This window comes from uncultured Pseudokineococcus sp. (genome assembly GCF_947499845.1).
Lineage (GTDB): Bacteria > Actinomycetota > Actinomycetes > Actinomycetales > Quadrisphaeraceae > Pseudokineococcus.
In genome coordinates, this window is the sequence record NZ_CANMPM010000010.1 from 132261 (window position 1) to 157692 (window position 25432).

The 25432-nt window shown below is 75.8% G+C and carries 19 protein-coding genes and 1 pseudogene; 14 read left to right on the forward strand and 6 right to left on the reverse strand.

Going from position 1 to position 25432, the window contains the following annotated elements; genetic code table 11:
- Positions 1-155 precede the first annotated feature (155 nt).
- The gene (locus tag Q0789_RS11150) at positions 156-2387 is read left to right on the forward strand and encodes a glycoside hydrolase family 3 C-terminal domain-containing protein (RefSeq protein WP_366917725.1); all 2232 of its coding nucleotides are present in this window, start codon (positions 156-158) and stop codon (positions 2385-2387) included.
- Between the two features lie 63 nt (positions 2388-2450).
- Here Q0789_RS11150 and Q0789_RS11155 read toward each other — a convergent pair whose 3' ends face one another.
- Positions 2451-3689 (reverse strand): ROK family transcriptional regulator, encoded by a 1239-nt coding sequence (locus tag Q0789_RS11155; protein ID WP_298805144.1) that lies wholly within the window; start codon positions 3687-3689, stop codon positions 2451-2453.
- Between the two features lie 106 nt (positions 3690-3795).
- Between Q0789_RS11155 and Q0789_RS11160 the strand changes: the two genes are divergently transcribed.
- From Q0789_RS11160 to Q0789_RS11190, 7 genes are all read left to right on the forward strand, one after another.
- Positions 3796-4572, forward strand: coding sequence for a sugar phosphate isomerase/epimerase (locus tag Q0789_RS11160; protein ID WP_298805146.1), 777 nt, complete (start codon positions 3796-3798; stop codon positions 4570-4572).
- Positions 4569-5696, forward strand: coding sequence for a Gfo/Idh/MocA family oxidoreductase (locus tag Q0789_RS11165; RefSeq protein ID WP_298805148.1), 1128 nt, complete (start codon positions 4569-4571; stop codon positions 5694-5696). Before Q0789_RS11160 ends, Q0789_RS11165 begins: the two co-directional genes overlap by 4 nt.
- A complete protein-coding gene (locus tag Q0789_RS11170) occupies positions 5693-6874 on the forward strand; it encodes a Gfo/Idh/MocA family oxidoreductase (RefSeq protein WP_298805150.1) in 1182 nt (393 codons plus the stop codon). Before Q0789_RS11165 ends, Q0789_RS11170 begins: the two co-directional genes overlap by 4 nt.
- The gene (locus Q0789_RS11175; RefSeq protein ID WP_298805152.1) at positions 6871-7917 is read left to right on the forward strand and encodes a sugar phosphate isomerase/epimerase; all 1047 of its coding nucleotides are present in this window, start codon (positions 6871-6873) and stop codon (positions 7915-7917) included. Before Q0789_RS11170 ends, Q0789_RS11175 begins: the two co-directional genes overlap by 4 nt.
- A 103-nt stretch (positions 7918-8020) precedes the next feature.
- Complete coding sequence (locus Q0789_RS11180) at positions 8021-8632, forward strand: hypothetical protein (protein WP_298805154.1); 612 nt, start codon at positions 8021-8023, stop codon at positions 8630-8632.
- A 193-nt stretch (positions 8633-8825) separates the two neighbouring features.
- Positions 8826-9572 (forward strand): sulfite exporter TauE/SafE family protein, encoded by a 747-nt coding sequence (locus Q0789_RS11185; RefSeq protein WP_298805156.1) that lies wholly within the window; start codon positions 8826-8828, stop codon positions 9570-9572.
- Between the two features lie 89 nt (positions 9573-9661).
- On the forward strand, positions 9662-10510 hold the full coding sequence (locus Q0789_RS11190; protein WP_298805157.1) for a TSUP family transporter: 849 nt from the start codon (positions 9662-9664) through the stop codon (positions 10508-10510).
- Positions 10511-10550: 40 nt separating this feature from the next.
- On the opposite strand, the gene Q0789_RS11195 is transcribed toward Q0789_RS11190, so the two are convergent.
- Entirely contained in the window at positions 10551-10898 is a 348-nt protein-coding gene (locus tag Q0789_RS11195; RefSeq protein WP_298805159.1) for a DoxX family protein, read from the reverse strand.
- A gap of 380 nt (positions 10899-11278) precedes the next feature.
- On the opposite strand from Q0789_RS11195, the gene Q0789_RS11200 reads away from it, so the two are divergent.
- The 6 genes and pseudogenes from Q0789_RS11200 to Q0789_RS11225 all read left to right on the forward strand — a co-directional run bounded on the left by Q0789_RS11200 (position 11279) and on the right by Q0789_RS11225 (position 20090).
- The gene (locus tag Q0789_RS11200; protein WP_298805161.1) at positions 11279-12925 is read left to right on the forward strand and encodes a methyl-accepting chemotaxis protein; all 1647 of its coding nucleotides are present in this window, start codon (positions 11279-11281) and stop codon (positions 12923-12925) included.
- Positions 12926-12996: 71 nt separating this feature from the next.
- Entirely contained in the window at positions 12997-14112 is a 1116-nt protein-coding gene (locus tag Q0789_RS11205) for a DUF1524 domain-containing protein (protein WP_298805163.1), read from the forward strand.
- Positions 14113-14254: 142 nt separating this feature from the next.
- Positions 14255-14878, forward strand: a pseudogene (locus Q0789_RS11210) (HNH endonuclease family protein); the annotation flags it as partial.
- Between the two features lie 112 nt (positions 14879-14990).
- A complete protein-coding gene (locus Q0789_RS11215) occupies positions 14991-15878 on the forward strand; it encodes an HNH endonuclease (protein WP_298805166.1) in 888 nt (295 codons plus the stop codon).
- Between the two features lie 162 nt (positions 15879-16040).
- A complete protein-coding gene (locus tag Q0789_RS11220; protein WP_366917726.1) occupies positions 16041-19097 on the forward strand; it encodes a DUF3427 domain-containing protein in 3057 nt (1018 codons plus the stop codon).
- A 105-nt stretch (positions 19098-19202) separates the two neighbouring features.
- On the forward strand, positions 19203-20090 hold the full coding sequence (locus Q0789_RS11225; RefSeq protein ID WP_298805170.1) for a hypothetical protein: 888 nt from the start codon (positions 19203-19205) through the stop codon (positions 20088-20090).
- Between the two features lie 176 nt (positions 20091-20266).
- Here the strand turns inward: Q0789_RS11225 and Q0789_RS11230 are convergent, their stop codons facing one another.
- The 4 genes from Q0789_RS11230 to Q0789_RS11245 all read right to left on the reverse strand — a co-directional run bounded on the left by Q0789_RS11230 (position 20267) and on the right by Q0789_RS11245 (position 25129).
- Positions 20267-20686, reverse strand: a complete 420-nt coding sequence (locus Q0789_RS11230; RefSeq protein WP_298805171.1) for a DUF86 domain-containing protein — start codon at positions 20684-20686, stop codon at positions 20267-20269.
- On the reverse strand, positions 20676-21077 hold the full coding sequence (locus Q0789_RS11235) for a nucleotidyltransferase domain-containing protein (RefSeq protein WP_298805173.1): 402 nt from the start codon (positions 21075-21077) through the stop codon (positions 20676-20678). Before Q0789_RS11235 ends, Q0789_RS11230 begins: the two co-directional genes overlap by 11 nt.
- Positions 21078-21219: 142 nt before the next feature.
- The gene (locus Q0789_RS11240; protein WP_298805175.1) at positions 21220-22638 is read right to left on the reverse strand and encodes a four-carbon acid sugar kinase family protein; all 1419 of its coding nucleotides are present in this window, start codon (positions 22636-22638) and stop codon (positions 21220-21222) included.
- Positions 22639-22756: 118 nt separating this feature from the next.
- Positions 22757-25129: a TIM-barrel domain-containing protein gene (locus Q0789_RS11245; RefSeq protein WP_298805177.1), complete on the reverse strand. Its 2373-nt coding sequence runs from the start codon at positions 25127-25129 to the stop codon at positions 22757-22759.
- Between the last annotated feature and the right edge of the window lie 303 nt (positions 25130-25432).

Below are 25432 nucleotides of genomic sequence, written 5' to 3' on the forward strand. Positions count from 1 at the left end.
CGCTGACGGTACGGCGCTAGCGTCCGGCCGGGCACCCACCCCACGACCCGATCCGCCCCACGACAGGACCCGCCCCACCCAGTCGCACAGGGGCGCGCGAGCAGGAGGACCCCGTGAGCACGCCGCAGGAGCAGCCGTTCGACGTCGACGCCGTCATGGCCCAGCTCACGCTCGAGGAGAAGGTCTCCCTCGCCTCGGGCTCGGACTTCTGGCACACCCAGGGCGTCGAGCGCCTCGGCGTGCCCGCGGTCATGGTCACCGACGGCCCGCACGGCCTGCGCAAGCAGGCCGGCGAGTCCGACCACGTGGGGCTCAACGACAGCGTGCCCGCCACGTGCTTCCCGCCCGCGGCTGGCCTGGCGTCGACGTGGGACCCCGACCTGCTGCGCCGAGTCGGTGCCGCGCTCGGCGACGAGTGCCGCGCCGAGCAGGTCGCCGTCCTCCTCGGCCCGGGCGTCAACATGAAGCGCAGCCCCCTGTGCGGCCGGAACTTCGAGTACTTCTCCGAGGACCCGCTGCTCGCCGGCGAGCTGGCCGCTGCGCTCGTGCAGGGCGTGCAGAGCCGCGGCGTCGGCACCTCGCTCAAGCACTTCGCGGCCAACAACCAGGAGACCGAGCGGATAAGCGTCTCCGCCGAGGTCGACGAGCGGACGCTGCGGGAGATCTACCTGCCGGCCTTCGAGCGCGTGGTCACGCAGGCGCAGCCCTGGACCGTCATGTGCTCCTACAACAAGGTCAACGGCGTCTACGCGAGCCAGGACCCGTGGCTGCTCACCCAGGTGCTGCGCGAGGACTGGGGCTTCGAGGGCCTCGTCGTCTCCGACTGGGGCGCCGTCGACGAGCGGTGGCGCGGTGTCGCGGCCGGCCTCGACCTCGAGATGCCCGCCTCGGGCGGGTCCGGGGACGCGAGCATCCGGGAGGCGATCGCGGACGGGCACCTGTCGACGGAGGAGCTCGACGTCGTCGTCCGGCGGAACCTGCAGCTGCTTGAGCGCGCGCTCCCGGCCCTGGCGCCCGGCCAGACCTTCGACGCCGACGCCCACCACGCGCTCGCCCGCGAGGCGGCGCAGCAGAGCGCCGTCCTGCTCGCCAACGACGGGGTCCTGCCGCTCGACCCGACCACCGGTGGTCGCATCGCCGTCATCGGGGAGATGGCGCGCAGCCCGCGCTACCAGGGCGCCGGTTCCAGCCAGGTCAGCCCGACCCGCCTCGACGACGCCCTCACCGCCCTGCGCGAGGGCACGAGCCGCGAGGTCGTCTTCGCCGCCGGCTACGTCCCCGAGCCCGCGGAGGGCGAGGGGGCCGACGACGCGCTCGTCGCCGAGGCCGTCGGGGCCGCGCGCGGCGCCGAGGTCGCCGTCCTCTTCCTCGGGCTGCCCGCGTCGTGGGAGTCCGAGGGCTACGACCGCGAGCACCTCGACCTCCCCGGCGGCCAGTTCGCCCTCCTCGAGGCCGTGCGCGGCGTCTGCGACCGCGTCGTCGTCGTGCTCTCCAACGGGTCGGCCGTGGCGGTCGACGGCTGGGCGCACCACGCCGACGCCCTGCTCGAGGGCTGGCTGCTCGGCCAGGCCGGCGGCGCGGCGACGGCGGACCTCCTCTACGGCGCCGTCTCGCCGTCCGGGCGCCTCGCCGAGACGGTCCCCGTGCGGATCGAGGACACCCCCGCGTACGGCGCCTTCCCCGGCGACAGCGGGGTCGTCCGCTACCGCGAGGGCCTGCTCATCGGCTACCGCTGGTACGACACCCGTCGCGCGCCCGTCTCCTTCCCCTTCGGGCACGGCCTGACCTACACGACCTTCGCGCACACCGACCTCGCCGTCCGCGCGACCGGGGCGGGCCAGGACGCGCGCGTCGCGGTCACCCTCACCGTCAGGAACACCGGCGACCGCGCCGGCGCCGAGGTCGTGCAGGTCTACGCGGCGCCGCAGGACGCCGGCGTCTTCCGTCCGGAGCAGGAGCTCGTCGGCTTCGCCCGCGTCGACCTCGAGCCCGGTGCGGCGCAGCAGGTCTCGCTCACGCTGTCGGCCCGCGACCTCGGCCACTGGAGCGAGGTCCACCGCCGCTGGGTGCTCGAGGGCGGCCGCTACGAGGTCCGCGTCGGCGCGTCCTCGCGCGACGTCCGCCAGCGGGCGGTCGTCGACGTCGAGGGCGAGGACCTCGTGGCGCTCCTCACCCCGCGGTCCGAGGCGGGTACGTGGCTCGAGCACCCCGTCGCCGGGCCCGACCTGCGGTCCCGCCTGGGCGACGCCGCCGCGATGCTCGACGACGCGCAGCACGGCCGGATGATGCGGGCGATCCCGCTCGTGCGGCTCACGCGCTTCCCGGGGTTCCCCGTCGACGAGGCCGACCTGCCCGCGCTCGCGGACGCGGCGAACGCCGCCCGCTGAGGCGGACGCGGCGCGGCCGGAGCGCCGGTCGCGCCTGGGGCTGTCCGGGCGCGACGGCGCCCGTCAGGCCGGGTCGAGCAGGTGCTGCGCCACGACGAGCGCGGCTCCGAGCAGCGCGCCGTCGGCCCCGGCGCGCGGCGTCGCGATGGTGAGGTGCCGCGTCGCCAGCGGCGTCGAGCGCCGGTAGACGACCTCGCGGACGCCGGCGAGCAGGTCCTCGCCCGCCAGGGCGAGCGACCCGCCCACGACGAGCGCGCCGGGGTTGAGCAGGTTGACGCACGTCGAGAGCACCTCGCCGAGGTCGCGGCCCGCCTGGCGCACGAGGTCGAGCGCCAGCGGGTCGCCGGCGCGGACGAGGGCGACGACGTCGCGGCTCGTCCGCGCCGCCCGCCCCTGCGCGCGCAGACGCGCGGCGACGGCGGTGCCGCTGGCCAGCGCCTCGAGCGTCGTCCCGTCGTCGGGCGCCCCGGGGGCACCGGCGCCGCCCGGCCCGGCGACGTGGACGGCCCCGAGGTCGCCGGCGCTGCCCTGCGCGCCGCGCTGCAGCCGGCCGCCGCTGACGACGCCGGCGCCGACCCCGGTGGCGACCTTGACGAAGAGCAGGTCCTCCTCGGCCGGCCAGCTGCTCGCGTGCTCGCCGAGGGCGAGGAGGTTGACGTCGTTGTCCACGAGGACGGGCAGGTCGTCCCTGCCCAGGTCGTCGGCTGGAGGAGCGAGGCCCCGGGCGACCAGCCGGGCGCGCACCTCGCCGGGCACGTCCACGCCGTCCCAGCCCGGCATGATCGGCGGCCGCACCGGTCGGCCGGTGGCGTGCTCGACGGGCCCGGGCAGGCCGACGCCCGCGCCCCCGAGGACCCCCGAGCTCCCGGCGGCGCTCCCGCCGCCGAGCTCCGCCACCAGCTCCGCCGCGGCCTCGGCCACCCAGTCGAGCACCGGGCCCGGGCCGTCGGCGATCGACAGGGCGCGCGAGCGGCTGCCGAGCGCCCGGCCGGCGAGGTCGGCGACGGCGACCGACCCGTGCGCCGCCCCGAGGTCGACGGCGAGGACGACCCGCGCGTCGGGCCGGAACTCGACCCGCGCGGGGGGCCGGCCGCCCGTCGACGGCGCCTCGCCCGCGGGGGCGACGAGCCCGGCGGCGACGAGCTGGTCGACGCGCGCCTGCACGGTCGAGCGGGCCAGGCCGGTCTCGGCGGCGATCTCCGAGCGCGTGCGCGGCGGCCCGGAGCGCAGCAGCCGCAGGACGGGCGCGGCGCCGGGGGGCACGAGGGCCCCGGCGTCCTGCGGCGCGCCACCTGCGGTCACGGGGGCAGTCAACCAGCACGGCCGCCCGCACGGCGGAAGGGTGTCGCCGTCCGGCCGACTTGTGCTTGACTGCTGGCAGAAGTCCAGCGACTCGACGAGGAGACCCGTGACCACCGCACCGACCGCCGACGGCCTGCTGTCCGTCCAGCTCTACACGCTGCGCGAGCGGCTGCAGGAGGACCTCACCGGGACCCTCCGGGCGCTCGCCGACCTCGGCTTCGCCCAGGTCGAGCCCTTCTCCTTCACCTCCTTCGGCGAGGGCGGCGCCGACCTCGGCCGCGCCCTCGCCGAGACCGGCCTGAGCGCCCCGACGACGCACCAGCACCTCGTCGGGCTGTCCGAGGACGAGCTCGACGCCGTCTTCGCGGCCGCTGCGGCGCTCGGCATCGGGCGCGTCGTCGAGCCGATGGTCGGCGCCGACCGCTGGGGCACCGCGGACGACGTCGCCGCCGTCGCCGCCGAGCTCAACGCGGCCGCGGTCGTCGGCGCCCGGCACGGCGTCGCCGTCGGGTACCACAACCACGCGCACGAGCTCGAGAGCGTGATCGACGGGCGCCCGGCCCTCGAGGTCCTCGCCGACTCCCTCGACGACGCCGTCGGCCTCGAGGTCGACACCTACTGGGTGGCCGTCGGCGGGCAGGACCCGGTGGCGCTGCTGCAGCGCCTCGGCGGCCGCGTCGTCGCGCTGCACCTCAAGGACGGTCCCGTCTCGACGGACACGGCCGACCAGGTGGCCCTCGGCCAGGGGCGCATGCCCGTGGCCGACATCGTCGCCGCCGCCCCGACCGCCCTGCGCGTCGTCGAGCTCGACGACTCCCGCGGGGACCGCCTGCAGGCCGTCGCCGACAGCGCGGCCTTCCTGCGCGAGCAGGGCCTGGCGTGAGCGCCGCGACCACGGACGGCGCCCGCACCGGCCCCGTCGTCGTCGGGCTCGTCGGGGCCGGGACGATCAGCCGCCAGTACCTCGGCAACCTCACGGCGTTCCCGGACCTCGACGTCCGCTGGGTCGCCGACCTCGACGTCGACCGCGCCGCCGAGCGCGCGGCCGAGTTCGACGTCCCCCGCTCGGGCACGGTCGCCGAGCTGCTGGCCGACGACGAGGTCGAGGTCGTCGTCAACCTCACCATCCCCGCCGTGCACGTCGAGGTGGGACTGCAGATCGTCGCGGCCGGCAAGCACGTGTGGGGTGAGAAGCCCCTCGCCCTCGACCTCGAGGGCGGCCGCCGCCTGCTCGAGGCCGCCCGCGCGGCGGGCCTGCGCGCGGCGTCCGCGCCCGACACCTTCCTCGGCGCCGGCCTGCAGACGACGCGCCGCGTGCTCGAGTCCGGCCGCGTCGGCGCCCCGCTGTCGGCGCTGGTGCTCTTCCAGGGCCCCGGCCCGGAGTCGTGGCACCCGGACCCGGCCTTCCTCTTCGCCGAGGGCGCCGGGCCGCTCTTCGACATCGGCCCCTACTACCTGACGGCGCTCGTCCAGCTCCTCGGGCCGATCCGGCGCGTCAGCGCGACGTCCTCGGTCGCCCGCCCGGTGCGGACCATCGGCTCGGGCCCCAAGGCCGGCCAGCAGTTCGACGTCACGGTCGCCACGCACGTCAGCGCGCTCTACGAGTTCGCCGGCGGGGCCAGCGCCGTCGCCCTCTTCAGCTTCGACTCGGCCGTCAAGCGCACCCAGCTCGAGGTCGCGGGCTCCGAGGGCACGCTCGTCGTGCCCGACCCCAACACCTTCGAGGGCGAGGTCGGCGTCCACCGCCTCGACGAGGACCTCGTCGCCGAGCCCGCGGTCGGTGCGACGACGACGCGCGGCACCGGCGTCCTCGAGCTCGCCCGGGCCATCCGCGCGGGCGTGCCCGAGCGCGCCTCGGGCGACCTGGCGCTCCACGTGCTCGACGCGATGGTCTCGACGACGCGCGCCGCCACCGACGGCGCCCCCGTCGAGCTGACGACGACGGTCGACGTCGCCCCGGCCCTGCCCGAGGACTTCGACCCGACCGCGCGGACCCTTACCTCGTGAGCCCTCTCCTCGAGGCCCCCGCCCCCGCCCCCGCCCCCGGCGACGCCGGGAGCGGGGGCCCGCTCGGCGCTGCCGTCGTCGGCGGCGGCTTCATGGCGGCCGTCCACACCCGGGCGGCGCGCACGGCCCGCGCCCGGCTCGTCGGCGCGCTGACCTCGACGCCCGAGGGCTCGCGGCGCGCCGCCGCGGCGCTCGGGCACGAGCGGGCCTACGGCTCGCTGGAGGAGCTGCTCGCGGACGACGCCGTCGACGTCGTCCACGTCTGCACGCCCAACGCGCTGCACGCCGAGCAGGTGCTCGCGGCCGTCGCGGCCGGCAAGCACGTCGTCTGCGAGAAGCCGCTGGCCACGAGCCCCGAGGAGGCCGCGGCCGTCGTCGACGCCTCGGCGGCCGCGGGCGTCGTCGTCGCCGTGCCCTTCGTCTACCGCTTCCACCCGATGGTCCGCGAGGCGCGGGCGCGGGTGCGCTCCGGCGAGGTCGGCCGCGTCCTCACCGTCGCTGGCTCCTACCTGCAGGACTGGATGCTCGGCCCCGAGGACGACGACTGGCGCGTCGACCCGGAGCGCGGCGGGCCCAGCCGGGCCTTCGCCGACATCGGCTCCCACCTCGTCGACCTCCTCGAGACGGTGACGGGGGACCGGGTGTCCTCCCTCGCGGCGACGCTGTCGACCGTCCACCCGCACCGCGCGCAGCACCGCGACGTGGCGACGGAGGACGCCGCCGCCGTCGTCGTCCGGACGGCGGGCGGCGCCGTCGGCACGCTGCTCGTCTCGCAGGTGGCGCCGGGCCGCAAGAACCGCCTCCACCTCGAGGTCGCGGGCTCGGCCGAGAGCCTGGCCTTCGACCAGGAGGACCCGGAGCGGCTGTGGGTCGGCCGGCGCTCCGGCAGCCTGCTCGTGCCGCGCGACGCCGACCAGCTCGCGCCCGACGCCGCCCGGCTGTGCGCCGTCCCGGCCGGGCACCCGCAGGGCTACCAGGACGCCTTCGACGCCTTCGTCGCCGACGCCCACGCCGCCGCCCGCGGGGCCGCCCCCGAGGCGCTGCCCATCGCCGCCGACGGCGCCCGCGCCGTCGACCTCACCGCCGCCGTCCTGGCCTCCCACCGCTCGGGCGGCTGGGTCGACGTGCCCGCGCCCCGCACCGCCCCCCTCCCCAGCCCTGCAGGAGCCGCCTCGTGACCGCTGAGCCCACCGACAGCACCACCGGCGCCCCCGGCGCCGGCCAGCCCGTCACCCTCTTCACCGGGCAGTGGGCCGACCTGCCGCTCGAGGAGGTCGCGCGTCTCGCGGCCTCGTGGGGCTACGACGGCCTCGAGATCGCCTGCGGCCCGCACCTCGACGTGCAGCGCGCCGTCGAGGACGACGCCTACCTCGCCGAGCGCCGGGAGATCCTCGAGCGCAACGGCCTCCAGGTGTGGGCCATCTCCAACCACCTCTCCGGCCAGGCCGTCTGCGACGACCCGATCGACTTCCGCCACGAGGCGATCGTCCCGAAGCGGGTCTGGGGCGACGGCGACGCCGAGGGCGTCCGGCAGCGCGCCGCCGAGGAGATGCGGCTGACGGCGCGGACGGCGCGACGCCTGGGCGTCGACGTCGTCGTCGGCTTCACGGGCTCGAAGATCTGGCCCTACGTCGCCCAGTTCCCGCCCGTCCCGGCCTCGGTCATGGAGGAGGGGTACGAGGACTTCGCGCGCCGCTGGAACCCGGTGCTCGACGTCTTCGACGGCGAGGGCGTGCGCTTCGCCCACGAGGTGCACCCCAGCGAGATCGCCTACGACTACTGGTCGACGGTGCGCGCGCTCGAGGCCCTCGAGCACCGCGACGCCTTCGCCTTCAACTGGGACCCGAGCCACATGATGTGGCAGGGCATCGACCCGGTGGCCTTCATCACCGAGTTCGCCGACCGCATCGTCCACGTGGACTGCAAGGACACGCGCCTGCGCCCGGCCAACGGCCGCGCCGGGGTCCTCGGCTCGCACCTGCCGTGGGGCGACGCGCGCCGCTCGTGGGACTTCGTCTCCACCGGCCGCGGCGACGTGCCGTGGGAGGACTCCTTCCGCGCCCTGCGCGCCATCGGCTACGCCGGCCCGATCTCCGTGGAGTGGGAGGACGCCGGCATGGACCGCCTCAAGGGCGCGGCCGAGGCCGTCGGCTTCGTGCGCTCGCTGCTGTGGGACCGCCCGACGGCGTCCTTCGACGCCGCCTTCAGCAGCCAGGACTGAGCCGGGACTGAGCGCCGGCCGGGCGCGCCGGACGGGTGCCGTGACCGGATCGATGCCGCACGACGCCCACGCGCGCCGCGCCCGCGGTGCCACCCTCGTCGCCGTGAGGACGTCCTGGGGGCGGGTCCGGGCGCGCCGGCACGCCGACGTGCCGACGAGCGGCGAGGCCGCCGAGCTGTGGAGCCGCGTCCTGCGGCGGCGCGGCGCCCTGGCCCTCTCGGCGCTCGGGGTCCTGTGGTCCGCCGCCGCGGCGACCGGGCTCGGGCTGCCGCGGGGGCTGTGGCTCGTGGGCGGTGCGCTCGTGCTCGCGGGGCTCTTCGCCGGCGTGGCGCACCGCCCCGTGCCCCGCACCGACGGCGGCATGACGGAGCGGCTGCGCGACCACCCGCCCGAGTGGCGGCGCCTGCTCGTCCGCACGACGGGATCCCTGGCCCTCGTGCTCGCCGTCGTCCTCGTCCTCGGGGTGACGACGCACTCGCCGCAGGTGCTCGCGCCCTTCGCGGCGGCGGCCATGGGGGTGCACGGCATCCCGGCCGCCCACGCCCTCGACCAGCCCGAGTACCGCTGGGCCGGCGCCGGGCTCGTGCTCGCCGGCGCCACCGGCGTCGCGCTGCTCATCGCGGTGACGCCGTACGACGTCGTCCGCGACGTCGTCGGCGCGCTCGCCGCCGTGTCGCTGCTCGGGACGGCGGCGCGGCTGTCCGTGCGGCCCTGACGCGTCCCGCTGGAGCCCTCTTCCGCCCCGCCTCGCCGGGACCCGCCGCGTCCTGACCGGCCCCGCTCTCGCCCTGCGCGGCGGACCTGTTCGTCGGACGTGACCGTGCACGGTCACGTCCGACGAACAGGCTCGACGCGGCGGGGACGGCGCGGTCGGGGGCGGCGCCGGGCGGGTGGCAGGGTGGCGGGTCGTGGCGACCGCCGTGCTCCTCCTCGTGGCCGTGGTGCTCGGCGGGGTGAGCCAGCGCGTCACGGGCATGGGCTTCGCGCTCGTGACGGCGCCCTTCCTCGTCTTGCTCCTCGGCCCGGTCGGTGGCGTGCTCGTCGTCAACGTCTGCGCGGCGCTGACGAGCACGCTCATCCTCCTGCGCGTGCGGCGCGACGTCGCCTGGCGCCGGTACGCCCTCCTCGGCGGCGCGGCCGTCGTCGGCATCCTCCCCGGATCGGTGCTCGCGCAGGCCGCGCCCAGCGCGTGGCTCGAGCTCGTCGTCGGAGTCCTCGTGCTGCTGGCGCTCGCGTCCTCGCTCGTCGCGCGCCGGGCGCCGGCGGCCACGGGGACCGCGCCCGCCATCGTCGCGGGGCTCGCGGCCGGCGCGATGAACACGACGGCGGGCGTCGGCGGCCCGGCCTTCAGCGTCTACGCCGTCGCGAGCCGGTGGCCCCAGCGGTCCTTCGCCGCGACCCTGCAGCCCCTGTTCATCACGACCGGCCTCGTCTCCTTCGGCTCCAAGCTCGCCATCGACCCGTCGTCCCTGCCCGCGCTGGCCTGGTGGGTGTGGCTGGGCATCGCCGCGGCCCTCGGCCTCGGCGTCCTGCTCGGGGACCGGGTGTCCCGCCACCTCAGCCAGCGGACGGCGCGCGCCGGCCTCCTCGTCGTCGCCGCCACCGGCGCGGCGACCATCGCCGTGCGCGGGCTCGTGGAGCTGCTCGCCGGCTGACGGGGCACGGCGGCGCCGGACCGGCCGGCCGGCGGCGCCGGGCGGCCTCGCGCAGCGGGCTCCCGGGCGGCGGTGGCAGGGTGCACGCCGTGACGACGACGGCGGCCCTCGTGGTGGCCCTCGTCCTCGTCGTCGGGGCGGCCGCGCAGCGCGTCACGGGGCTGGGCTTCGCCGTCGTCGCGGCGCCGGTGCTCGTGCTGCTCGTCGGGCCGTCGCCCAGCGTCGTGCTCGTCAACGTGCTGGGCGCGATCGTGGCGCTGCTCGTCCTGCTGCGCGTGCGGCGCGACGTCGAGCCGCGGCGCCTCCTGCCGGTGACGCTCGCCGCGCTCGTCGGGGTGCCCGGCGGGCTCGTGCTCGCCCGCTCGGTGCCGTCGGCGTGGCTGGAGCTGGTGCTCGGCCTCCTCGTCCTCGCCGCGCTGGGGGTGTCGGCGCACCTGGCGCGGGCCCGGGCCAGGTGCGACCACTCGCGGGCCGAGCCGGCGTCCCCGGAGGACGAGGCGCTCGTGCCCGACGGCGACGGCGGGGAGGAGCTCGCCCCGGCCGCCCCGCCGCCGTCGGCGGTCCGCGCCGTCGCGGCGGGCGCGGGCTCCGGCGTCCTGCACGCCGCCGCGGGCCTCGGCAGCCCGGTGCTGAGCGTCCACGCCGTCGCCAGCGGGTGGCCGCAGCGCTCCTTCACGGCGTCGGTGCAGCCGTGGTTCGTCGTGGTGGGGCTCGTCGCCGCAGCGCTCGAGGTGCGCCTCGAGCCGGACGCCCTGCTGCCCCTGCCGTGGACGCTGTGGGCGGGCGCCGTCGTCGCCGCCGCGGTCGGGGTCGTGGCGGGCGAGCTGCTCGTGCGGCGCCTGCCCGCGTCGGCGGCCCGCACCGGCCTGCTCGTGCTCTCGGTGCTGGGCGCCGCGAGCATCACGCTCGAGGGGCTCGTCGGCGTCCTCGGCGGGTGAGCGGGCGCCGTCGACCGGCGCGGCTGGGGCCGCTGCGTCGTCAGGCGGTCTGCGACCGCAGGACGAGCACGATGATCGACAGGACGAGCAGCGCCGCCGCGGGGACGACGTTCCGGTCGCCCACGCGCAGGTGCGCCACGAGCGCGAAGAGGAAGTAGAAGGTGAGCCCGGCGGCCGCGAGCGACCCGATCCAGGCGATGCCGATGCCCACGAGGAGCCCCACCGCCGCGGCGATCTCGACGTAGGCGAGCCCGCGCACGAGCGTGTCGGAGGCCCCGACGGTGCGCATCGTCCGCATGATCGCCCGGTCCTGCAGGAGCTTCCCGCGGGCGGAGAAGGCGAGCATCGCGGCGAGCAGGACCGACAGCACGACCGTGGCGACGAACACCGGACCTCCTCGCGGCGCGCGCACCCTGCGCGGCCGGGCACAGCCTCTCGCCTGCGGGCCTCCGCGCGCCAGGCGGTGGCTGAGGGTCCGAGCCCGGACGCCGCGGCCCCGACGTCGGCGGCCGCGGACTTCGCGGGCCGACGCGCCGTCCGCCGCCCCCCTAAGTCCGCGCTCGCGCCGCCGTCGCGGCGTGCCGACCCGCGAGCTCCGCGCCCGTCCCGCCACGCCGCTCGGCGTCGTCGACGCGTCCACGCTCAAGGCGGTGGCCGAGGTGCCGAAGGAGTTGCTGGGTGTGAGGACACCGCGGAGCACCTCACCCACCCGTCGCGGCGCGTGGCGCCGCGAGCCGGTCGTGCGCCGCGTCGAGCACCGGAGGCCCCATGAGCGCCGACCTCACCTGCCGCGCGCCCGGTGGTGGCCCGCGCCGTCCACCCGTGCTGCAGTGGATCTACGACCAGCGCACGCGCAGCAAGATCGTCGCGACGGCGCTGCTCGGCGCCCTCGTGGCCCTCGGCGTCGGCGCGGTCGGGCTCACGGCGTCGGCCCGTGCGAGCTCGCAGGTGCAGACCCTGTCCGACGTGGACCTCCAGCGCATCGGCACCATCGGTGACATGCGCGCCCTGCTCGGCGACGAGCGGGTGGCGGTGCGGGACGCCGTCATCGCCGTCGACCGCGCCGGTGCCGAGGCGGCCCTCGACCGGGTCGGCGAGCTGCAGGTGCAGTTCGACACCGCCGCGGCCGAGGTCCGCGCCGGCGAGCTGACCGACGAGCAGCGCACCGCCCTCGACGAGGCCGTCGCCGGCTTCGACGGCTACGTCGACCTCGTCGAGACGACGCTCGGCCCGCTCGCGGTGGCCGGCGACGACGAGGCCTGGCTGGCGGCCAACGACGAGCAGGTCGCCCCCCTCATCGAGACGACGAGCGCCGCCGTCGACGACCTGCGCGCGGACGTCCTCGCCGAGGCCCGGGCGTCGGCCGACGACCTCGCCGGGGAGCAGCGGCTGGTGCAGGTCCTCGTCGCCGTGCTGGTCGTCGGCGGGACGGCGCTGGCCGTCACCGCGGCGGTCCTCATCTCCCGCGGCATCGAGGGCGGCATGCGCGACGTCCGCGACGTCGCCCTCGCCCTCGCGGACGGCGACCTCACGAAGGCCAGCGGGTACGGCAGTCGCTGCGAGCTCGGCGAGATGAGCGCGGCGATGGACACGGCCGTGCAGAACCTCCGCGGCGTCATGCGGGAGGTCGCGGCCTCGGCGGACGCCGTCGCGGCCTCCTCGGACGAGCTCTCGAGCTCGTCGGCGCGCATCGCGGAGTCCTCGGAGGCCACGAGCGGGCGCGCCACCGTCGTGTCGTCCGCAGCCGGCGAGGTGACGCGCAGCGTCGTGACGGTCGCGTCGTCCTCGGAGCAGATGGGCGCGTCGATCCGCGAGATCAGCAGCAACGCCGACGAGGCCGCGCGCGTGGCCGCCGAGGCCGTGCGCGCCGTCGCCGACACGAGCGCCACCGCGGTGCGCCTCGGCGAGTCCAGCCAGCAGATCGGCGAGGTGGTCAAGCTCATCACCTCGATCGCCGAGCAGACCAACCTCCTCGCGCTCAACGCGACCATCGAGGCGGCGCGGGCAGGCGCGGCCGGCAAGGGCTTCGCCGTCGTGGCCGCGGAGGTCAAGGACCTCGCGCAGGAGACGGCCCGCGCCACCGAGGGCATCGCCCGCCAGGTCGACGGCATCCAGGGCGACACCGCCGGCATCGTCGACGCCATCGGGCGCATCGGCGCCGTCATCGAGCAGATCGACAGCTACCAGACCTCCATCGCGTCGGCGGTGGAGGAGCAGACGGCGACGACGAACGAGATGGTCCGCTCGGCCACCGAGGCCGCGTCGTCGTCCGCGGAGATCGCCGCGACCATCGAGGACGTGTCCTCGGCGGCCGCCGTCACCTCGGACTCCCTCACGCAGACGCGCACGACCGTCGACGGCCTCGCCCGCCGCGCCGCGGTCCTGCGCGGCACGGTCGGCCGGTTCACGTACTGACGCGCGTGACGGGCACGACGGCCCCCGGCGTGGCAGCCCCGCTGCGGTGCCGTCGCGGCCGAGGGTCGGGCGTGCCCTCGTCCTCCTCCCGCTCCCGCGGCGCGGTCCTCGCGCTCGCGGTCGCGGCGCTCGCCGCGTGCGGCGTCCCGGTCGACGCCGGTGCGCCGGCGGGCGGCGCGGCCCCGGCGAGCTCGGCGCCCGTCCCCGCGCCGAGCACGAGCGCTCCGCCCAGCCCGGCGCCGACCACGCCGGCGCCCGCGGAGCCGCTGCCGACCGCGACGCCCGAGCCCCCCGCCGAGCCGACCCCGACCCCGACGGCGACGCCGGAGCCGCCCGCCCCGGCACCGGGGACGGCGCTCGCCGCGCTGGCGACGCTGCCGGTCAAGGGCCGCGCGCCGAAGACCGGCTACGACCGCGACCTCTTCGGCCAGGCGTGGGCCGACGTCGACCGCAACGGCTGCGACACCCGCAACGACGTCCTGCGGCGCGACCTCGTCGACGTCGTCCTCGACGCCCGCACCAGCGGCTGCGTCGTCCTCACCGGCCTGCTCGGCGACCCCTACACGGGGACGACGCTCGCCTTCACCCGCGGCGTCGGCACGAGCTCGGAGGTGCAGGTCGACCACGTCGTCGCGCTCTCCGACGCCTGGCAGAAGGGCGCCCAGCAGTGGGACGCCGCCCGGCGGGAGGCCTTCGCCAACGACCCGCTCAACCTCCTCGCCGTCGACGGCCCGACCAACGGCGCCAAGGGCGACGGCGACGCCGCCACCTGGCTGCCGCCCCAGCGCTCGGTCCGGTGCTCCTACGTCGCCCGGCAGGTCGCGGTGAAGGCTGCCTACGGCGCGTGGGTCACCGAGGCCGAGCGCGACGCCGTCGCCCGCGTCCTCGCCGACTGCCCCGGCGAGCCGCTGCCGACGCCCGCGATGACGGGCACGCCCCCGCGCGGCGCGGGCCTCGACATCAGCGGCACCGCCGAGCGCGAGCCGGCTCCCGCGCCGGAGCCCGCGCCCGCCCCCGCGCCGGAGCCCGCGCCACCCGCAGCACCCGCCGGGGGCGGCACCGACCCGCGGTTCGACACCTGCGGCGACGCGCTCGACGCCGGGTACGGCGAGTACGTGCGCGGCGTCGACCCCGAGTACGACTGGTACCGCGACGGCGACGGCGACGGGGTCGCCTGCGAGGGCTGACGCCGGAGGTGGCAGCACGACGACGCGCTAGAAGCCGTCCTAATGCTGCCACCTCCGCCGCGCCTCGGCTCGCGGTCGCGCCCGGCGCGCGAGAGTGGCGCCCGTGCCCGCCCGCCTGGTCCCCGCGCTGCTCGCCGTCGTCCTGGCGACGACGGGCTGTGGCCTCCTCGACGGCGCCGCCCCGCAACAGTCGGAGGTCAGCGGCCCAGCGCTCGACGTCCTCGCGACGCTGGAGGTCCGTGAGCGCGACCCGCGCGCCGGCTACGACCGCGAGCTCTTCGGCGAGCGGTGGGCGGACGTCGACGGCAACGGCTGCGACACCCGCAACGACGTCCTGCGGCGCGACCTCGACGACGTCGACCTCGACCGCCGCAACGGCTGCCTCGTCTGGTCCGGGGTGCTCGTCGACCCCTACTCGGGCGTCGTCGTCGACTTCGAGCGCGGCCCCGACACGAGCCCCGAGGTGCAGGTCGACCACGTGGTCGCACTCTCGGACGCCTGGCAGAAGGGCGCCCGGGAGTGGGACGCCGAGACCCGCGAGGCCTTCGCCAACGACCCGCTCAACCTCCTCGCCGTCGACGGCGACGTCAACGAGGCCAAGAGCGACGGCGACGCCGCTACCTGGCTCCCGCCCGAGCGCAGCGTCCGGTGCGCGTACGTCGCCCGGCAGGTCGCGGTGAAGGCCACCTACAGCGCCTGGGTCACCGCCGACGAGCGGGACGCCGTCGCCCGGGTGTTGGCCGACTGCCCCGGCGAGCCGGTGCCAGCGGCGGGCGACGTGGAGGTACCGGCCCTCGGGAAGGCCTCCTGAGCCGACGACAAGGTCAGGTGTCCGCGAGTCTCCGAGTCGTGGCACCGACGTGTGGTGAGCTGCGCTGGTGGACAGCGTCGTCGAGCGGGTGACCCGCGAGCGCGCGATGGCGTGGGTCGAGCAGCGCGCGGCGGAGAACGGCGGCTGGATCAGCAGGGACCAGCTGCTCCGGGGCTTCTGCCCTGACGGCGCGGAGCCTCTGGGTCTGATCGACTACTCCCGCGGCATCCGCAACCCGGCGCACATGGCGGCCACACTGTCCATCACCACCTCGGTCGGCGGTCCGTACGAGGACAGGGAGCTCGGTGACGGCCTCCTCCACTACGCCTACCGCCAGGGGGGTCGTGGCGGAGACAACACGAAGCTGCGCCGGGCCATGGAGCTGGGTGTTCCGCTCATCCTCTTCATCAAGACCGAGCCCAACGTGCTGGTGCCCGTGCAGCCCGTCTACGTCGTGGCCGACGACGAGAGCACGCAGACCTTCGTCATCGCGCTGGACGAAGACTTCCGCGACATCGAGGACCCGACGTCGCTGACGGAGGAGCAGCGGCGCTACGCCGTCCGGACGGCTCGCCAGCGTTTGCACCAGCCCGTCTTCCGCGGACGGGTCATCCGCGCGTACGCCACGCGGTGCAGCATCTGCAGCCTCGCCCACGGCCGGCTGCTCGAGGCCGCCCACATCTACCCGGACAGCCACCCCGAGGGCCGCGCTGTGGTGAGCAACGGACTGAGCCTGTGCTCCATCCACCACGCCGCTTACGACGCCAACCTGCTCGGCATCACTCCCGACCACGTCGTCCAGCTCGACGACGAGCTGCTCACCGAGGTCGACGGTCCGATGCTGCGGCACGGGCTGCAGGAGATGCACGGACGCGCCCTGACCCTGCCGGCGCGCCGGCAGGACAGGCCCGATCGAGACGCCCTCGCCTTCCGGTACGAGGCCTTCCGCCGGTAGCGAGGCGCTCGACGCGGAGCAGCCGCGGCAGCAGTCGTTGTGCACGAGCTGCTCTGAAGCGGTCACCGATGTCCGAGATGGCGGACGACGGGCGTTCCGCGTGGCACGGTGCCTCCCGTGGACGTCGTCGCCGGTGCCTACGAGTCGCTCGTCACGCGCCGCCTGGCTCGGTTGCTGGAGGAGACGACGCTCGAAGCGGCGTACGCGCGCGTCCCGGACGCCGCTGCGCCAGAGGTCCTCGCGCGCCACGTCGCCGAGGCCGTGCGCAAGCGCCTGACGGACATGCCCGCCGCCGACCGTGCCGGGTACGTCAACAGCCTGCTCTCCGTTGAGTCGGGCGACGACCTCGACCTCGTCGACGGGGTCGAGCAGCTGACGGAGCTGCGGCAGCCCGGACTGGCGGGTCGCTGGCCCCAGGGGCGGCCCGCCACGCCGCTGTCCGACGTCGCCCTTCTCACGAACAGCCGCGGCGAGCCCAACCTCGGAGCGGAGCTCCGGCAGGAGATGGGCAGCGCCGACCACGTCGACCTGCTGTGCGCCTTCGTGCGCTGGCACGGGCTTCGGGTGCTCGAAGAGCCGTTGCAGGCGCTGCGGGACCGCGGCACCCACCTCCGCGTCGTCACGACGACGTACCGAGGGGCCACGGAACGGCGGGCGCTCGACGAGCTCGTCCGGCGCTTCGGCGCCCAGGTGAAGATCCGCTACGACGCCCAGACGACCCGGCTCCACGCCAAGGCGTGGCTCTTCCGTCGTGGGTCCGGCTTCGACACGGGCTACGTCGGCAGCTCCAACCTCTCGAAGTCGGCGCTCGTCGACGGCCTCGAGTGGAACGTGCGCATCTCCTCCGAGGCCACGCCGACGCTCGTGCGCAAGTTCGAGGCGACCTTCGACATGTACTGGAACGACCCGGGGTTCCGCGACTACGACCCCGAGCGCGACGCCGAGCTGCTCGACCGGGCTCTGGCGGCCGAGAGCGGCTCCTCGTCCAGCGGTGCGGTGGTCTCCATCTCTGGCCTCGAGGTGATGGCACGTCCCCACCAGGAGCTGATCCTGGAGGCGCTCGACGTCGAGCGCCTCAGCCGTGGCCGGCACCGCAACCTCGTCATCGCGGCCACAGGCACGGGGAAGACGGTCGTCGCCGCCCTCGACTTCCGCCGGCTGCGCGCCCAGTGGCTCGAGCGGGAGGGCCGCGAGCCGCGGCTCCTCTTCGTCGCCCACCGCAAGGAGATCCTCGAGCAGGCGCTGCGCACGTACCGCGAGGCGCTCAGCGACGGCGTCTTCGGCGAGCTGCTCCTCGGCGGCAGCCGGCCGACCCGGTGGTCTCACGTCTTCGCCTCGATCCAGTCGCTGTCGGCCGAGGTGCTGGCCCAGCTCGACCCCGAGCACTTCGACGTCGTGGTGGTCGACGAGTTCCACCACGCCGAGGCGACGAGCTACCGGCGGCTCCTCGAGCGCGTGCGACCGGCAGAGCTGCTCGGCCTCACGGCGACGCCCGAGCGCGGCGACGGCGTCGACGTCCGCTCCTTCTTCGACGGCGAGGCGGCGTACGAGCTGCCCCTGTGGTCAGCGCTCGAAGCCGACCTCCTCTGCCCGTTCCACTACTTCGGCATCGCCGACGGGACGGACCTGCGCGGCGTCGACTACCGGCGGGGCGCCTACGACGTCGCCGGCCTCGACGGCGTCTACACGGGCAACGACGCGCGGACGCGCATCGTGCTCGCCGCCCTGCGCGACCGCGTAACGGACGTCGGCCGCATGCGGGCGCTCGGCTTCTGCGTGAGCGTCGCCCACGCCGAGTACATGGCGCGGAAATTCGCCGACGCCGGCATCCCCTCGGCGGCCGTCTCCGGTGAGACGCCGACGACCGAGCGGGAGCGCGCCTTCGCGCTGCTGCGCTCCGGCGAGCTCCGGTGCCTCTTCGCGGTCGACCTCTTCAACGAGGGTCTCGACCTCCCCGACGTCGACACCCTGCTCATGCTGCGGCCGACCCAGTCGTCGACCGTCTTCCTCCAGCAGCTGGGGCGGGGTCTCCGCCGAGCGCCGGGCAAGGCCGTGCTCACGGTGCTCGACTTCATCGGCCACCACCGCGCCGAGTTCCGTCACGAGCTGCGCTACCGAGCGCTCACGGGAACGACGCGAGAGCAGCTGCAGCGGGACGTCGAGCAGGGCTTCCCCTATCTGCCCGCCGGGTCGCAGCTCGTCCTCGACCGGGTCGCGCAGCAGCTGGTGCTCGACAACGTGCGCTCCTCGCTCCGCTCGACGAAGAAGGACCTCGTGCGGGACGTCCGCGCCGCCGCGGTCGACGGTCGTGCGCCGGACCTCGACACCTTCCTCAGGAGCAGTGGGAGGCCGCTGAGCGACGTCTACCGCAAGGGAGGCAGCTACACGGAGCTGCTGCGGGCCAGCGCCCTGCCCGCCCCTGAGGGCGCAGACGGTGAGACGGCTCTCCTCCGCCGGCTGTCCGCGCTCGCGCACGTCGACGACCGCGAGCGCGCGGACCTCTACGCGCGCATGGCCGACGCTGACGGACCCGGCTACGAGGAGCTCGGCCCCCGAGACCAGGCGCTGGCCAGGATGCTCTTCTTCGCGCTGTGGCCGAACAAGGGTGACTTCTCCTCCTCCTACCAGGCCGGCTTCGCCGTCCTCCGGAGCCAGCCGGCGGTGGCCGCGGAGGTCCGGCAGCTCATGGCCGGAGCGGTCGCGCGCGCCGAGCACGTCGCCCGGCCGCTGCCCGGCCTCGGGCACCTCCCGGTGCTGTCGCACGCCACCTACCGGCGTGAGGAGCTGCTCGCCGGCCTCGGATGGGCGACGTGGGAGAGGTCGGCGCGGGGCAACATCACCGGGGTCGCCTGGTCGGAGGACGAGCAGGTCGACGCCCTCATGATCAACCTGCGCAAGGACGAGGCCTCGTTCACGCCGTCGACGATGTACCGGGACTACGCGCTCTCCTCGTCGCTCTTCCACTGGGAGAGCCAGAACGCGACGTCGGAGACGTCGGTCTCCGGTCGGCGGTACGTCTCCCACCGTGAGGGCGGCTCGCACGTCGTGCTCTTCACGCGGGACGCCCCTACCGACGCCATCGGCGCCGCCCCCTTCACATGCCTCGGCACGGCGCAGTACGTCGAGCACCGGGGCGAGCGGCCCATGGCCATCACGTGGCGGCTCGACCGAGCGATGCCTCCGGGCGTTGTGCAGGCAGCCTCGGCCATCTCTGCCTAGCTGCACTGCCCACAGATCAGGGCGCAGGCGGGTGAGGCGTCGCGGTCTCGCCACACCCGGGCCGCCGTCCCACCGATGGTGCGCTGACTGCCCGAGGAGGCCATCGTGCGCACCCCCTTTCCGTCCCCGGCCGGCGCTCCGACCGTGCTGTCCCGGCGCGCCCTGCTCACCGCCGGCGCGCTCGCCGCGACGACACCAGCGCTGCTCGCCACCTCCGCGCAGGCCGCGCCCCGCTCGCCGTTCGCCGGCCTCGGCGCGTGGGTCGACCTCTACGACTGGACGCCGCGGCGTCCGGCCGTCACGGCGGCGACCCTCGACACGATGGCCAGCGCCGGCGTCCAGACGGTGTACCTGCAGAGCTCTCGGCCGGGCTCGGCCACGCTCGCCGACCCGGCGCGCCTGCGGAGCCTCGTCGACCGCGCCCACCACCGGGGCATGAAGGTCGTGCTCTGGTACCTGCCCACGCACACCGACGAGGAGCGGGACGCCCGGCACCTGCGCGCCGCCGCCGGCGAGAAGGTCGACGGCGTGGGCGTCGACATCGAGTCGACGGCCGTCCGGTCGGTCGCCGAGCGCAACCGCCGGGTCGTGCGCCTCGTGCAGCGCACGCGGGCGGTGACGACCAAGCCGCTCGTCGCCATCACGCCGAGCCCCACCGGACTCGCGCAGTACGCGCCGAAGGACTGGTGGCCCGACTACCCCTTCGCCGCCATCCGGCCGCACGTCGACGCCCTCGCGACGATGACGTACTGGGTCTACCGCAAGGGGAAGGTCGAGGCGGGCGCCTACACGGCGAGCGACGTCCGCCTGGCTCGTGAGGTCAGTCGTGACGCCCGCCTCCCCGTCCACGTCATCGGCTCGCCGACCACGGCTGCCGACGTGCGGTCGATGGCGAAGGCCGTGCGCGCGACCGGCGCGGCCGGCGGGTCGCTGTACGACTGGGCGACGACACCCTCCGGGCTGCGGACGCCGCTGCGAGACCTGCGCCGCTGAGTGCCCGCGCGACGGTCGAGCCGCTGCCCCGGCGGCCTCCGCGGCCGTCGGGTCGTCCTGAGGTGGAGAGCGGCGACGCGTGCGGCGCCGCCTCCGACCGACCGCCGCGACGCTCACGGAGCCACGACCCGCGCTGGTCGTGGTCGGCGGCGGTCTCGTCGGGCCGGCCGCCGATCTCAGCCGGCGCGCTGGAGCCAGGCGGCGAGCTCGCGGACGAAGCGGCGGAGGTCGGAGAGGTCGGCGAGCCGAGCGACGACCACACCGTCGTCGACATCGGCGTAGTCGTGCACCAGCACGTTGCGGAATCCGACGGCGCGCCGCACGGCGTCAGCCATCGCCATGGGCAGGACGTCGTGGGCCCCGAGCAGCTGGACGGCGTCGCCGTTGTCCGCCGGCGGCCCCCAGCCCTCGGCGGAGCAGATGTGCTGCGCCGCGTCGATGCAGGCCTCGATGGCGGTGACGAAGGTGTACTTCACGCCCGCGAGCCACATCGGGTCCTGGCGCCGGACGTCGTCGGAGTCCGCTTCGCTCTCCAGGCGCGCGAGGTCATCCGTCACCGACCGGAGCAGCCGCAGGACGCGGGTCTCATCGACCACGAAGCACCTCCTCGGCGAACTCCGCGTCGGCCCGGCGAAGGCGGGGCAGCTCGTCGAAGTACATCGTCCGCGTGGTCGCCTCCCAGCGGACCCGTTCAGCGGCGTCCTCCTCGAAGAGCAGCCGGCCCTCGACTGCCACGCGTCCCCGCAGGAGCAGGGGCGCGGTGTTGAGCACGAGCAGGTCCACCCTCGGCGGCAGCAGGACCTCGAAGGCCTGCGGAGGGTCCGCGGGCCACCATGCGGCGACGTCCACGTCGGAGTCGTCACGGGCGTCCCCGCGCGCCCGGCTGCCGTGGAGGTAGGCGAAGGAGGCGCCGTGCTCGCGCAGGACCGCGAGGACGCGGTCCTCGACGAGCCCCGCCGTGCCCGCGCTCACTGCGTCGGCGTCCACGGTGGCGAGTGTCGCACCGGCGGCCGGGGTCGACGCGGCGCGAACCACCGTCACGAACCGCTGTCGGCACGGGAGCGACGGGAGAGCACTGCGGTGGGAGTCCGTCGTGCGCGGTGCCCAGCGCGCGGTGTGCAGGTCACCGTCAGCCGGCTGCGACGCCTGCCAGCCGTCCGACCACACGCGCGAGCCCGTCGTCGTCCCCGACGTTCCCCGGGAAGACGACGTAGGGCACGCCGGCGGCGGGCCCGTCGGCGGGCTGCCACAGGGACACGAGGCCGGGGAGCATCGGGCCGACGACCGTGGCGCGGCTGATCCCGAGGCCGCGCACGGCGACGTCGTGCGACGTGATGCCGCCCTTGGCGACGACGAAGCGCGGCGGCCGCTCGGCGAGCACGCGGGCGACGACGTCGACCACCGCGTCCGAGATCGACCGGGAGAGCGCGAGGCTCGCGGCGGCGTCGTCCGCGGTGACGAGGTCGCGGCTCGTCTGCACCAGCGCGTCGCCGCGGCCGAGGGCGTCGACGACCCGCGCGACGGCCTCGTCGAGGTGCCCCGCGCGGCGCTCGTCGTCGACGAGCACGGGCACCGACAGCTCGACGACCTCGGTGCCGGGGCGCTCGGCGACGAGCCGGTCGCGCTGGCGGGTCGTCAGCCCGGTGTGCGAGCCGACGACGACGAGGCCGCCCGCGCCGGAGCGGTCGGCGACGTCCACGTGCTCGACGACGTCCGGGGCGTCCTGGCCGACGCGGGCCCGCACGAAGGCCGGGCCGGTGCGGTAGAGCAGCGTGCGGCCCTCGCCCTCGAGGCGCAGGCACGCCAGCGCCGTCACCTGCAGGTCGACCTGCGTGGCGGCGTCCACGGTGACCACCGCCCCCGTCGGGGCCGCGCGCAGGACCTCGACGACGGCGTCGGGCCCGCGGCGGACCGTCGCGAGGTCGAGGACGACGACGTCGTCGGCCGTGACGGCGCCGCCCGTCTTCTCCTCGACCCACGCCGGCAGGTGCGAGCTGCGGTAGCCGAAGGTCGCGTCGCGGGCGAACTCCGACTCCCCGACCGGCACCATCTCGCCGCCCTCGCGGGTCCAGTGGGTGCCGCCGGCGGTGATGCGCCCGGCGTCGGGGAAGGCCGGGGCGAGCAGGACGAGGTCGGGCCGGTCGAGGCCCGCGGCGGCGAGCTCCTCGGCGACGACGTCGGTCTCGAGGGGGAAGTGGCCGCGCAGCGTGGAGTCGCTGCGGGACAGGAAGGTCACGCGCGCGCCGCGCTCGGCGGCCGCCGCCAGCGCGGCCCGCACCACCTCGCGGGTCCGCTCCTCGGTGGCGGCCGCGTCGAGGCTGCGCGAGTTGGTGAGGACGTACAGCGCCGGGCTGCGACCGAGGGCCCACGCGAGGTCCTCCGTCTCCCAGCGGGTCAGGACCGGGAGGTCGGCCACGGACTGCGTGCCCGTCGGGTCGTCGTCGAGCACGACGAGCGTGGTGCCGGCGGCGCGCAGGGCGTCCCCCACGTCGGCGGCCGTGGTGCCGGCCTCGGGGCCGGCGGCGGCCAGGACGTCGTCGAGCGTCATCGCTCCTCCTCGTCGGTGGGCAAGACCTACCGTGGTGGGACGCCATGGTCCCGCCCACCGCCTCCCGGGCGCGAGACCGCTCGGCCGGAGGCCTGCCGTGCGACGCGCTCGCTTCCGGTCACGCCCGTGCCAGAAGCACCTCGCTGACGGCGGCGAGCAGCGCCGGCTCGAGGTCGAGCGCCTGGAGCCGCGAGGCCCGCAGCGCCGCCCGCTGGTCGGCGGTGACGACGGCGTGGACCCGGTTCTTGACGACGTGCTCCACCTGCGCGCGGTCGAGCAGCCGGAAGACCCGGTCGTGGACGTCGTTGGGGGCGAGCGTCGGCGCTGGGCCGAGGTCGACGCTCACGACCGAGGACGGCGCCACGTCCTCGACCACGACGGACGTCCGCGTGGCGGTGCGGCGCACGACGGCGTCCCGGGCGACGTCGTCGACCATGACGGCCGGTGTGGCGGCGTCGTCGAGCGCGACGAACGTCAGCGTCCAGGTGCGCCGCGCGGGAACGGCGTCGAGCGACCCGCTGGCGGGTCCGACGGTGAGGCGGCCGGTGGCCTGGTCGAAGGACAGCGGGGTGCGGACGGGCTCGCCGGTGGTGGTGTCGTCGTCCTCGAGCAGCGCGAAGGCGCCGTCGGCGCCGACGACGACGAGCACCTCGAGGTGGTCGGGGTTGGCGGTGCCGTTGCCCGGGCGGGTGTCGCCGTCGAGCGGGACGAGCGCTCCCGCCGGCGCGAGGACGGGGATGGTCGTGAGGTCGCGGTGGAGCACGACCTCGCGGTCGCCGTCGTAGGCGAGGTCGGTCATGACGTCGACCCACGTGCCGGCGGGCAGCCACGCGCGGGTGGCGGCGAGCAGGGTGCGGCGGTCGGCGGGCTCGGTGATGGGCGCGACGACGAGCTGCGTGCCGAACGTCGTCTGGTTCGGGACGCCGTAGGCCTCCTGGGCGTGCGGCCAGCGGTGGTACATCGGCTGGACGAGCGGGAGCCCCTCGACGGCGGCGCGGTGGTTCATCGTGTGGAGGTAGGGCAGCAGGCGGTGCCGCAGCCGCAGGTGCTCGACCATGACGTCGCGGGCGGCGGCGGGGAAGTCCCACGGGGCCTTGGAGATGAAGGCGTCCGCCCCCGAGTGCAGGCGGGTGATCGGCGAGAAGACACCGAGCTGCACCCACCGGGTCGTCAGCTCGTCGTCGCGGGTGCCGAAGAAGTGGCCGCCGACGTCGTGGCTCCACCAGCCGTAGCCGATGTTGGCCGCGGTGGCGGTGAAGAAGGGCTGGAAGGCCAGGGACGCCCAGGAGATGACCGTGTCGCCGGAGAAGCCCACGGGGTAGCGGTGGCTCCCCGGCCCCGCGTACCGCGAGAAGGTCAGCGGCCGCCGGCCGTCGCGGCCGTTGTCGAGGAAGTGGAAGTGGTTGAGCACCCACAGCGGGTCGACGCCCGTGACGCGCGAGTGCGGCCCCGACTGCCAGTCGAGCCACCAGAAGTCGACCCCCTGCTCCTCGAGGGGGTGGTGCAGGACGTCCAGGTAGGCGGCCATGAAGTCCGGGTCGGTGACGTCGAAGGAGATCGGCAGCCCCTCCGCGGCGTCGCGCCCGAGCGCCTCCGCCATGGCGGGGTAGGCCTCCTCGTGCCGCCGGACGCCGTCCGCGGGGTGCACGTTGAGCGTGACGCGCAGGCCGCGCTCGTGGAGGGCCGCGAGGAAGGCCGGCGGGTCGGGGAAGAGCTCGCGGTCCCACGTGTAGCCCGTCCACCCGCTCCCCAGGGCTGGGTCGATGTCGACGAGGTGCCAGTCCATGTCGATGACGCTCACGGACAGCGGCACCTCCTCCTCGCGGAAGCGCTCGACGAGCGCGAGGTAGGTGTCCGTCGTGTAGCGGTGGTAGCGGCTCCACCAGGTGCCGAGGGCGTACCGCGGCAGGACGGGCGTGGGGCCGGAGACGTCCCGGAGCGCGCGCAGGGCGTCCTCGTGGTCGAGCCCGTACGTGAAGAGGTACAGGTCCGTGCGCCCGACGCTGTCCGCCGCCACCCACCCGTCGGCCTCGAAGCAGAAGGAGCCGCCGTCATCGACGAGCGCGAGACCGGTGCGGGAGACGACGCCCGGCTCGAGGGGGATGGCGCCGTCGGCCTCGTCGAGCGTGCGCGCCGTCCCGCCGAGGTCGTCGGGCACCTGCCCGTAGCGCCAGTCGGACGCGTGGTGCGTGATGCCGCCGAGCGCCGACACCTGCAGGCCGCTCGTGGTGAACGGCCCCTTGTCGTACGTCAGGTGGAAGCGCGACGTGAGGATCTCGAGGTGGCTGCCGCTGTCGACCACGCGGTAGCCCGGGACGGGCAGCTCGCGGTTCAGCGCGAAGGTCGACGCCCGGTCCTCGAAGCGGCCGTCCGCCGAGTGCTCCATCCGCACCAGGCCATCGGTGAGGACGGTGAAGCGGTAGGTGTCCCCCTGCACGACGGCGCGCGGGTCGGCGACGGGGCGGGACGGCAGGGCCTCGGGGAGCGGCATGGGCGGAGTCTGCCGACGGGGACGGACGACGGCGAGACCCGCCGGTCGGGGGACGCCGGCGCCCTGGTCCACCGCGGGTTTGCACGTGCCGCCGGTCTGGCCTAACGTTCTTCCTCGCCGCCCGGGAGGGAGGAACGGACACCGTCTCGGTGGCCGGTCCCCGCTGGGTCAGGCTCCTTCGCTCGGCCGGCTGGCCGGCATCCCTCTTGGGGGGTTCCGGTGGGTGGGGTGTGCGTGGGGCCCGGATCGGGTTGGTCGGAGGGCCTGCGGATCTGGGTTAGTGTTTCGGAGCCGCGCCGGGAA